We start from the raw sequence: 9,374 nt of genomic DNA on the forward strand, positions 1-9,374 counted from the left end.
GCCGTGCGGCCGGAAGCCGCGCCCTCGCGGCCGGACCCGATACGACGAACCCGCCACGTGCCGAGCCGAACTGCTGAAATACCTTCCTCGCGTATCGGAGAGCAGTGTCACAGCAGTTGGCCGAGGTCGAGACGCTGTTCCTCCACGAGGCGCGGAGCGACTACACCGTCGTCGCGAACCGAGACGGGAACCGGGTGCTCCGCGGACGGCTCGAACTCAAGGAGACCGCCGCGGGCCCGCGCCCGGGGAGGTTCCGCGTGGTCCGCGACGGCGAGGACCACCCCCGCCAGCCCGACGAGTTCGTCGACCTCGCCCGCGCGGCCGGCCGGATCCGCATCTCCGAGCAGACCTCTCCCGAGAACCGGAAACGGCTGGAAGCGATGCTCGACGGCTACCAGCTGGAGGCGATTGCCGTCCGGACCTGCCGGCGCTGCGCGAACGACGGACGGTACGGCCCGATCACGAGCGAGAGCGCGGTCGAGCACAACGACGAGCTGATCTGCCGCGACTGCGCCCGCAGAGAGCTGGAGCGGGAGCTGTCGTACAAAGGGGAGTTCACGGGCGCCGCCGAGGAGCGGTTAGAGGAGCTGCTGTACGAGTCCGGCGATCTCGATCGGATCGTTAACCTCCTGCAGGGCGGGCTCGACCCCGACCTCACGAAGTACGACGAGGTCTCCGCCAACGTCGACGACGTGAGTCCCGTGCGCACCGAGGAGTTGGACCTCCACCCGGACCTCTCGGCGCACCTCCAGGGCCGCTTCGAGGAGCTGCTCCCGGTCCAGAGCCTCTCCGTGCGGAACGGCCTCTTGGACGGCGACGACCAGCTCGTCGTGAGCGCGACCGCGACGGGGAAGACCCTCGTCGGCGAGCTGACCGGGATCGACCGCGCGCTGAAAGGGGAGGGGAAGCTCCTCTTCTTAGTTCCGCTCGTCGCGCTCGCCAACCAGAAGCACGAGGACTTCAGGGACCGCTACGGCGACCGGCTCAACGTCTCGATCCGCGTCGGCTCCTCGCGGGTGAACGACGACGGCAACCGCTTCGACCCGAACGCCGACGTGATCGTCGGCACCTACGAGGGGATCGACCACGCGCTCCGGACCGGGAAAGACCTCGGCGACGTGGGGACGGTCGTCATCGACGAGGTCCACACGCTGAAGGAGGGCGAACGCGGCCATCGCCTCGACGGACTCATCTCCCGGCTGAAGTACTACAGCGAGGAACGGATGCGGACGCACTCGGAGTACGGCGGCACGCAGTTCGTCTACCTCTCGGCGACGGTCGGGAACCCGGAGTGGCTCGCCGAGAAGCTCCGGGCGACGCTCATCGAGTACGAGGAGCGGCCCGTCCCCATCGAGCGCCACGTCACCTTCGCGGACAGCCGTGAGAAGGCGCAGATCGCCGACAAGCTCGTGAAGCGGGAGTTCGACACGAAGTCCTCGAAGGGGTACCGCGGCCAGACGATCGTTTTCACGAACTCCCGGCGGCGCTGCCACGAGATCAGCCGGAAGCTCCGGTACGACTCCGCGCCGTACCACGCCGGGCTCGACTACAAGCGCCGCAAGAAAGTCGAACGGCAGTTCGGCAATCAGGACCTCTCGGCGGTCGTCACCACGGCGGCGCTCGCGGCCGGCGTCGACTTCCCCGCCTCGCAGGTGATCTTCGACTCGCTGGCGATGGGGATCGAGTGGCTCTCCGTGCAGGAGTTCTCGCAGATGCTCGGGCGGGCCGGGCGGCCGGACTACCACGACCGCGGGCGCGTCTACCTCCTCGTCGAGCCCGACGGCGTCTACCACAACTCCATGGACCGCACCGAAGACGAGGTCGCGTTCACGCTGCTGAAAGGGGAGATGGAGGACGTCGCGACCCACTACGACGAGGCCGCCGCCGTCGAGGAGACGCTGGCGAACGTCGTCGTCGCCGGCAAGAGGGCCAAGCGGCTCAACGACCGGATGATCGGCGAGGTGCCGACGAAACACGCGGTCGGGAAGCTGCTGGAGTGGGAGTTCATCGACGGCTTCGATCCCACGCCGCTGGGCCGCGGCGTCACCAGGCACTTCCTCGCGCCCGACGAGGCGTTTTTCATCCTCGACGCGGTCCGGAAGGGGACGGACCCCTACCAGATCGTCGCCGACCTCGAACTGCGCGACGACGAGGAGTGAGTCGAGGCGGGGCGGCCCCTCCCGAGGCGACCGTGGCCGAACGCGCCTCGCCCGCGCAACGAAACGCTTTAGCGGCCGATGGGGGTACGTATGGACGCGGGACCGTGGGTTAGTGGTATACTCCGGGCCTTGGGTGCCCGTGACCCCGGTTCGAATCCGGGCGGTCCCACTTTCGCGGCGCGAGCAACACTGCGAGCTGCAGCGGTGGCGGACGGTGTCCGGAACGGCGAAGTCGACAGCTCGATCGACCCGACCCGCCTGCCGCCTTTCGAAATCCTTTTGTCTCGAATCGGCGTTGGTCCGAGTGCGAGCCGCCTTAGCTCAGACTGGGAGAGCACTCGACTGAAGATCGAGCTGTCCCCCGTTCAAATCGGGGAGGCGGCATATTCTGAACCCGCGAGCAACAGCGAACGGGTGAAGAAACGACGCCGGACCGATTTGAGCAGACGAGTCGCGAGCCCGAGCGGAGCGAGGGCGAGCGTCTCGGCGAGTTCAAATCGGGGAGGCGGCATACTTTTGACCCGATCCACATTCGTGAGCATCGGATCGGGATCGAGCTGTCATCCGTCCCCGCGAGCGCAGCGAGCGGGGGCTCTGAAGACGAGCGGAGCATCGTGAAACGACCGGGAGAACCCTCATTAGCCGTCCGGCGCTACCCACGCAGATGAGCGACGACGCGGAGTCCGACGCCGACGCCTCCGGTCCGATCGCCCGACGGAAACGCCCACTGCGCCGCGCGATGGGCGCGACGTACGCGATCGCGGGCGTCGCACACTTCCTCGCGCCGGACTCGTTCGCCCGTGTCGTCCCGTCGGAGTTCCCGCGGCCGCGGACGCTGGTGTACCTCTCCGGGGTCGCGGAGATCGCCCTCGGGCTCGGGGTGCAGTTCGACCGGACGCGACGCGCGTCGGCGTGGGGGATCGTGGCGCTGCTGGTCGCCGTCTTCCCGGCGAACGTCTACACGGTGACCGACGACGTGGCGGTCGAGTTCGCTCCGGACCGGCTCGCGGGGGTCGTTCGGGCGGCGGCGTGGGCGCGGCTCCCGTTCCAGGCCGTATTGGTGCTGTGGGCGTGGTGGCACGCGCTCCCGGAGTCGGTGTCCGGAAGCGACGCGGAAGTCGAGACGGGAGCGGCGACGGAGCCGACGAGCTAGGCCCCGGGGCGGAGCGGCGCCGCGCAGCGCCGACAGAATTCGAATCCCGGCTCGTTGGCCGCCCCGCACTGGGGGCACGTCGCGGTCGAGTCACTCTGAGCGTCCCGCGCGCTGCGCTCTCCGAGGTCGCCTCCGGAGTCGGCCGGCGCTTCCGGCCCGTACTCCTCGTCTTCCGTGTACTTCTCCGTCTCTCCGGCCCGTCGGCGCTGCTGTCGGTCGCGTCCCTCGCGAACGATCCCGCGGAGCACGCGGAAGCCGAGCGCCAGCGCGACGAGCAGCAGCGTCCCCGTGACCGCGAGAGAAACCGGGCCGAGATCGAGCATGCGAGCAGTACGGGCCGGAGGCTTAGATATTGTGGGGTGATCGCACGGCTCACGATCGGCGTCGGCGAGGCCGGCGGGTCAGTACCGTAGCGTGGCGTCGAGGATGCCGGCCGTCTGTCCGGCGCCGACGAGCCCGAGCCCGACCGCGGTCCACGTCGCCGACGGCGCCAGCGCGACCGCGACCGCGCCGGCGACACAGCAGGCGGCGCCGGCGTCGTAGATCCGCGAGCCCGCCTCGACGCGACGCGCGGTGTACGCGGACCCGGCCGCGGGGAGGAGCATCCAGCCGAAAAGCGAGACGGCCAACAGGGGGGGCGAGAGGGTGTCGGCGCCGCCGAGCGCGAGGAATCCCGCGAGGCCCGCGAGCGTCGCGGGCACTCCCGCGAGGATCACGAGCTTCCACGCGCGGAGCACGCCGCTCGCCATGTCGCGCCACGAGGCGATCACGAACGCGACGAGCAGGGCGCTCATGACCACGTGGGCGACGAACAAGGCGCGCGTGGAGACGACGTCGAGCGCCGTCGCGGCGACGACGGTCCAAGCGGCGGGGACGAGCAACGCCGGTCCGTTCTCCCTGAGCGATCGGAACACGACACGCCGATCGCGGCGGGCGAACATAAACGTCCCTCCGGCGACGGCCGGAGCCGAAGAACCGACGGATCGGTCGGTGTATCGCGATGAGTCCGAGAGTGCGGGCACCGATCGACTCAAAAACAGCCCACAACGACAGCAATTGTTCGCCTTCACCCGTGGTAACTGTACACTCGCAATCCTTATGCCCCGACGGAGCGTTCGTTAGGATGCAATGGCGACCGGAAAGGTTGATTTCTTCAACGACACTGGCGGCTACGGATTTATTGAGACTGACGACGCTGACGACGACGTGTTCTTCCACATGGAAGACGTCGAAGGGCCGGACCTCGAAGAGGGCCAGGAGCTCGAGTTCGACATCGAGTCCTCGCCCAAGGGGCCGCGCGCGTCCAACGTCGTTCGGCAGTAAGCCGATCCGATAAGGTGGGTCGGTCCGGCTGACGCCGAACGCGACTCTGACACGCGACAACGAGACTTTTGCCCGCACCGGATTCACGTCCGCCGCGGGTTCTTATCACGACACCGAGCGTCGCCGCCGCCGATCGGTTCGGCCGGCGACGACGAGCGGCGGCATGAAAACTCAGAGCGGCTGCGACGGCCGAATCAGATGTGTTGCCCGAAGAAGCCGCGCCCTTTCGTCACCTCGACGTCGCCCTCGACTTTCGTCTGACAGGCGAGGCGAACGTCGTGGCTCGGGTGGTGCGGGGGAGCCCAGAGGCGGGCCTTCTCCTTCTTTCCGGGCTCGCTGACCTCGCCGTCGACCTGGACGGCGCATGTACCGCACGACCCCATTCCGCGGCAGTTGAGCTGTTCCGACTTTCCGTTGTACACGGAGAGGCCGGCCTCCTTCAACACGTCGCGCAACACGGCGCCCTTCTCGCACTCGATCTCCTCTCCCTGATAGGATACGGTCGGCATAGACGGTCGAAGGGTACGCGACCGACCCACAAAGAGTCTGGGTACTGCGGTCGGGCGAGCGCGTCCCGGGCGGGACCGCGGTCGAGAACGGCTGCGGGGTCCGAAACGGCCGCCCGACGAGACGGGCGTGCGCCGGGCGTCAGACGCCGGACGGGGCGTTTTTTACCCTCGGCACCGCAGGACGGACATAATGGGACTCAGGTGTCTGCTCGGGCACGACTTCGACGAGCCCGAACTACGGCGCGAGCGCGAGGAGGACGGGAACGAGGTCGTCACGACCGTCACCGAGGTGAAGACCTGCGCTCGCTGCGGTGAGACGCAGGTCGTGAGCGAGAACACCGAGGTCACGACGATGGAGCAACTGACCGACGAGGCCGTCGCAGGCGCCGAGGCGACGGAGACGGGCCCGGCCGCGACGGGCCCGAACGTCGGCGGCGACCGCGCCACGTCGGGCGACGTGGGGCCGGACGCCGGGGCGGCGAACACCGAAGCGGCGGGCACCGGGGCGGTAGACGCCGAGGCGACGATAGACGCGCCCGCCGACGCGGACGGCGACGACGCCGTGATCATCGACGGCGAGCCCGCCGCCGGAGGCGACGGAGAGGGGGCCCCGGACGCGGACGACGAGGCCGCGAGCGACGCCGGAGAGGGGAGCGTCGCGGCGGACGAGGACGGCGCCGCGGCGGACGCGGACGAGGGCGCGGAGCTCCTCGAATCGGGAGCGAACGGCGAGGCGGGCTCGCTCGGGGGCGGTGAGGAGTACGCGGAGTACCCCGACGCCGAGACCGCGGAGCCGCCGGCGGCCGACGAGGAGGACGCGGAGACGGACGACGGCGTGATCCTCGACGAGGAGGACGAGCCGGCGACCGACCGCGAGCGCGGGGCGTGGCCGGAGGTCGACGAGGGGGACGACGCGGGAGCGGCGACGACTCCGTGGCCCGAACAGCGCGGGGAGGACGAGGGGTTCAGCGCGGAGATCGGCGAGGGCGGCGCGGGCGACGCCGTCGAGTTCGGCGGCGGCCTCACCCCCGAGGCGGCCGAGCCGGCCGCGGCGGACGAAGACGCGGAGTACGTCGAGGCGCCGGAGCGGGACGCCGACGGGGTCGACGGGACGGTCGAGCCGCGGGACGACGAAGCGGAGGCGGCCGACACGGGAACGGGAATCACTCGCGCCGAGAGCCCCGACCTCTCGACGTCGACTTCGGAGGCGGCGACGGAGTACTACTGCCCCGAGTGCGGGATGACCCGCGACGCCGACGGCAACTCCATGCGCGCGGGCGACATCTGCCCCGAGTGCAAGCGCGGCTACGTCACCGAGCGCCCGATCTGATCGGTCCCCGAGGCTTCTTCAGCGGGCTGAAGACCCCGTGACGAAACTGGTTTACGCCCCCCTGTCGAACGGTCGCGGCATGAAGGAGTACAAGATGCGCCGCGGCGAGCATCTGGACGACCGCATGCCCGATCTGAAGGGTTCTGTCGAGGAGTACTTCGGTGAGATCACCGATACGGAGGAGTGGCAGGGACACGAGCTGTACGTCGTCGGGGACCCTGACAATCCGGTCTTCGAGCGGATCGTGGCCGGTGCCGCCGAGTACGGGAGCAAGAAGGACAAGCTCGCGGTCCACTTCGAGGAGCGCCCGGCCGAGGACGTCATCGCCGAGGGGAACGCCGACGCCGCCGCCGACGCGGTCGACGCGAAAAACGAGTTCTTACTGGAGGCGACCGGTCGCGACGCGAAGTCCCGCCGCGACTCGCTGAAGCGCGAGGTCGAGGACGAGGCGCCCGACTACTGAGACGAGTTCCGCCCGCCGACGCTACTTGTACGACCGGTCGTCCGCGCGGACGAGCGCGCCGCCCTCGTCGACCTCGGTCACCGAACAGTTGTCGGCCGACAGCTCCGTGAGCGACCGCACCACCGAGAGGCCTCGGCGCTCGCCGACGGCGAGCCGGATCGGGTTCACGTGCGTGACGGCGACGACGGTCCCCTCGCGGGCGCGTAGGTCCGCGACCGCGTCGAGGACGCGCTCGCGGACGGCGAGCCAGTTCTCGCCGCTGTCGGGCGCGCGCTCGGCCGCCGCCCGCCCGTTCTCCAGCAGGTCGAACGCGGGGAAGCGCTCGAAGAAGTCGCCGGAAGTGAGCCCCTGGAAGACGCCGAAGTCGCGCTCGCGGAGCCGCGGGTCGGTCTCCACGTCGACCCCGGCCGCCGCGGCGATCGGTTCGGCGGTCTCGACGGTCCGCGCGAGATCGGAGGCGACGACCGCGTCGACCGCGTGGCGCTCGGCGAGGGCGTCGGCGACCGCCGCGGCCTCCTCGCATCCGGCGTCGGAGAGCCCGACGGGCGCCCACCCCTGGATCCGCCCCGTCTCGTTCCACTCGGTCGTCCCGTGTCTGACGAACAGCGTGCTCACGGTCGAACGTCGAGAGCGCGCGCCAAGGAGATTTCGACGAGAGACGGGCGTAACCCGACGGGTGCCGGTCGACGACAGCCTATTGACCGCGGACCGGGTACTGTGACCGAATGCGTCAGGACTCGATTCCGTCCGCGGTCGCCGACCGGCTGTCGACCGCGGCCCGTCACCTGCGGGCGGCCCGGCGGGCCGCCCTCGACCGCGTCGCCGTCGAGGAGACGGAGTGGGAGTACGCGGGCCGGACGTGGTCGTGGCCGGCCGGCGAGGCGATGACCTACTTCCGCGAGCTCGCGCCGGGCGAGCGCGAGGTCCTCGACGGGCTGGTCGCGGAGCTCGACGACCTCGGCGAGGCGGGGAGCGCGGACGGCGCCGTGGCGGACTCGGGAGCCGAGGTCATCGGGACCGGGACGGGCCGCGTCGCCGTCGCGATTCCGGGGTCGGCTCGCGAGGGCGAGTCCGAACCGACCGACGGAGGGTCCGAACCGACCGACGGCGACCCCCTCGTCGCGAAGTTGGCGCGGTACGGCCCCTCGGCCGAGATGGGCGACGGGCGCCCGCAGAACCGCCGGGAGCGACGGATCTGGGCGGCGGTCGAGTCGCACCCGTTCCTCCCGGTTCTCGACGGCGGGTCCGGTGGAGACTGGATCGCCATGCCCCGGGCGGACGTGCCCCCGGACGAGTCCGTGCGGGAGGAGGCGCTCGACCGCGTGCGGGCCGCGCTGGCGCCGCACCGCGACCGGTTCCACTTCGACGAGTTCAAGCCGGAGAACGTCGGCGCCTACCGCGGCCGGTACTGGGTCGTCGACTACGGCCGACCGGCCGGCGACCCGCTGTTCGTCGATCCGCCGGGGGAGTCGGAGCCGTCCGAGTCCGACCCGAACGCGAGCGACCCGGCTGAAACCGACCCGGACGCGAGCGAGAACCCTCAGGATCGATCTCATGAAAATTAATTCAGAATTGAGTTAAAACTTCGACAGCCTTATCCCGGCGGGGCGCGAAGAGGAGGTATGAGCATAGAAACTGTGTTACTGGCGGTCGGAACCGAAGACGAGACGCAAACCGAACAGATCGCGCGGGAGGCGATCGCGGTCGCCGAGCCCACGGGCGCGGAGGTCGTGTTGACCCACGTGTTCACCGACGAGGAGTTCGACGGCGTCCGCTCGAAGCTCGGCGTCGACGAGTCGAGCGAGGGGTCGACCCCGGACGCGGTCGCCGAGCGACACACGACGACGCGGGCGCTCGCGAAGGCGCTCGACGAGGCCGGTGTCGACTACTCGATCCGCGGCGCAGTCGGCGACCACGCCGACGAGGTCGTCGGGATCGCCTCGGCCGTCGAGGCCGATCGCGTGGTGGTCGGGGGGCGACGCCGGTCGCCGACCGGCAAGGCCGTCTTCGGCAGCGTCGCGCAGGAGGTCATCCTCTCGTCGCCGTGCCCGGTGACCTTCGTGCGGGACGCCGCCGCCTGAGCGATCAGCGCGCCCTCCCGTCGCCGGTCGCAGTGAATCCCCGTCCCCGTGTCCGATCGCGGCGAACCACTTCGGGAAGCGTCCCTCTTAAGTAATACCGGTCCGCGCTTTTAGCCAATGTACTACGTTGGCGTCGACCTCGGGGCGACGAACGTCCGGGCGGTCGTCGGCGACGGCACGGCGGAAATCCTCGGATCCGACGAGCGGGGGACCCCCCGCGGACCGAACGGGATCGCCGTGACCGAGGCCGTGCTCGGCGTCGTCCGCGGCGCGTGCGCCGACGCCGAGATCGACCCGACGGAGGTCGTCGCGGCCGGGATCGGCTCGAACGGCACGCTCGACCTCGCCGCAGGGGT

At 70.1% G+C, this 9,374-nt stretch carries 11 protein-coding genes, 2 tRNA genes and 1 pseudogene; 10 read left to right on the plus strand and 4 right to left on the minus strand.

Annotated elements, in window-relative coordinates:
- The first annotated feature begins 104 nt into the window (after nt 1–104).
- The 4 genes from OQF71_RS06205 to OQF71_RS06220 all read left to right on the plus strand — a co-directional run bounded on the left by OQF71_RS06205 (nt 105) and on the right by OQF71_RS06220 (nt 3,312).
- The gene (locus OQF71_RS06205; protein ID WP_280586530.1) at nt 105–2,159 is read left to right on the plus strand and encodes a DEAD/DEAH box helicase; all 2,055 of its coding nucleotides are present in this window, start codon (nt 105–107) and stop codon (nt 2,157–2,159) included.
- 98 nt (nt 2,160–2,257) lie between these two features.
- A tRNA-Pro gene (locus OQF71_RS06210) sits at nt 2,258–2,328 on the plus strand.
- Between the two features lie 141 nt (nt 2,329–2,469).
- Nucleotides 2,470–2,543 (plus strand) — tRNA-Phe (locus tag OQF71_RS06215).
- 280 nt (nt 2,544–2,823) lie between these two features.
- Nucleotides 2,824–3,312 (plus strand): DoxX family membrane protein, encoded by a 489-nt coding sequence (locus OQF71_RS06220; protein WP_280586531.1) that lies wholly within the window; start codon nt 2,824–2,826, stop codon nt 3,310–3,312.
- Here the strand turns inward: OQF71_RS06220 and OQF71_RS06225 are convergent.
- Entirely contained in the window at nt 3,309–3,635 is a 327-nt protein-coding gene (locus tag OQF71_RS06225; RefSeq protein ID WP_280586532.1) for a zinc ribbon domain-containing protein, read from the minus strand. The two genes, OQF71_RS06220 and OQF71_RS06225, sit on opposite strands and share 4 nt — an antisense overlap.
- A gap of 78 nt (nt 3,636–3,713) precedes the next feature.
- A complete protein-coding gene (locus tag OQF71_RS06230; protein WP_280586533.1) occupies nt 3,714–4,226 on the minus strand; it encodes a hypothetical protein in 513 nt (170 codons plus the stop codon).
- A gap of 214 nt (nt 4,227–4,440) precedes the next feature.
- Between OQF71_RS06230 and OQF71_RS06235 the strand changes: the two genes are divergently transcribed.
- Complete coding sequence (locus OQF71_RS06235) at nt 4,441–4,635, plus strand: cold-shock protein (RefSeq protein ID WP_004048101.1); 195 nt, start codon at nt 4,441–4,443, stop codon at nt 4,633–4,635.
- 194 nt (nt 4,636–4,829) lie between these two features.
- Here the strand turns inward: OQF71_RS06235 and OQF71_RS06240 are convergent, their stop codons facing one another.
- Nucleotides 4,830–5,144, minus strand: coding sequence for a 2Fe-2S iron-sulfur cluster-binding protein (locus tag OQF71_RS06240; protein WP_280586537.1), 315 nt, complete (start codon nt 5,142–5,144; stop codon nt 4,830–4,832).
- A gap of 190 nt (nt 5,145–5,334) precedes the next feature.
- Between OQF71_RS06240 and OQF71_RS06245 the strand changes: the two genes are divergently transcribed.
- Both OQF71_RS06245 and OQF71_RS06250 read left to right on the plus strand, forming a co-directional pair.
- Complete coding sequence (locus OQF71_RS06245; RefSeq protein WP_280586538.1) at nt 5,335–6,474, plus strand: hypothetical protein; 1,140 nt, start codon at nt 5,335–5,337, stop codon at nt 6,472–6,474.
- Between the two features lie 79 nt (nt 6,475–6,553).
- The gene (locus tag OQF71_RS06250) at nt 6,554–6,937 is read left to right on the plus strand and encodes a DUF5611 family protein (protein WP_280586539.1); all 384 of its coding nucleotides are present in this window, start codon (nt 6,554–6,556) and stop codon (nt 6,935–6,937) included.
- A gap of 21 nt (nt 6,938–6,958) precedes the next feature.
- On the opposite strand, the gene OQF71_RS06255 is transcribed toward OQF71_RS06250, so the two are convergent.
- On the minus strand, nt 6,959–7,552 hold the full coding sequence (locus tag OQF71_RS06255; RefSeq protein ID WP_280586540.1) for a histidine phosphatase family protein: 594 nt from the start codon (nt 7,550–7,552) through the stop codon (nt 6,959–6,961).
- A gap of 110 nt (nt 7,553–7,662) precedes the next feature.
- On the opposite strand from OQF71_RS06255, the gene OQF71_RS06260 reads away from it, so the two are divergent.
- The 3 genes and pseudogenes from OQF71_RS06260 to OQF71_RS06270 form a co-directional block, all read left to right on the plus strand.
- Nucleotides 7,663–8,502, plus strand: a complete 840-nt coding sequence (locus OQF71_RS06260) for a hypothetical protein (RefSeq protein ID WP_280586541.1) — start codon at nt 7,663–7,665, stop codon at nt 8,500–8,502.
- A gap of 57 nt (nt 8,503–8,559) precedes the next feature.
- Nucleotides 8,560–9,018 (plus strand): universal stress protein, encoded by a 459-nt coding sequence (locus tag OQF71_RS06265; RefSeq protein WP_280586542.1) that lies wholly within the window; start codon nt 8,560–8,562, stop codon nt 9,016–9,018.
- A gap of 117 nt (nt 9,019–9,135) precedes the next feature.
- Nucleotides 9,136–9,374: pseudogene (locus OQF71_RS06270) on the plus strand (ROK family protein); the annotation flags it as partial.

Origin of the sequence: Halorubrum sp. Boch-26 (assembly GCF_029889805.1) — an archaeon.
In the GTDB taxonomy this organism is placed as follows: Archaea; Halobacteriota; Halobacteria; order Halobacteriales; family Haloferacaceae; genus Halorubrum.

Excerpts from the sequence above, each read along its gene's own strand:
- OQF71_RS06220 (WP_280586531.1), top strand. The coding sequence starts at position 2,824 with ATGAGCGACGACGCGGAGTCCGACGCCGACGCCTCCGGTCCGATCGCC.
- OQF71_RS06225 (WP_280586532.1), bottom strand. The coding sequence starts at position 3,635 with ATGCTCGATCTCGGCCCGGTTTCTCTCGCGGTCACGGGGACGCTGCTG.
- OQF71_RS06235 (WP_004048101.1), top strand. The coding sequence starts at position 4,441 with ATGGCGACCGGAAAGGTTGATTTCTTCAACGACACTGGCGGCTACGGA.
- OQF71_RS06240 (WP_280586537.1), bottom strand. The coding sequence starts at position 5,144 with ATGCCGACCGTATCCTATCAGGGAGAGGAGATCGAGTGCGAGAAGGGC.
- OQF71_RS06245 (WP_280586538.1), top strand. The coding sequence starts at position 5,335 with ATGGGACTCAGGTGTCTGCTCGGGCACGACTTCGACGAGCCCGAACTA.
- OQF71_RS06250 (WP_280586539.1), top strand. The coding sequence starts at position 6,554 with ATGAAGGAGTACAAGATGCGCCGCGGCGAGCATCTGGACGACCGCATG.
- OQF71_RS06260 (WP_280586541.1), top strand. The coding sequence starts at position 7,663 with ATGCGTCAGGACTCGATTCCGTCCGCGGTCGCCGACCGGCTGTCGACC.
- OQF71_RS06265 (WP_280586542.1), top strand. The coding sequence starts at position 8,560 with ATGAGCATAGAAACTGTGTTACTGGCGGTCGGAACCGAAGACGAGACG.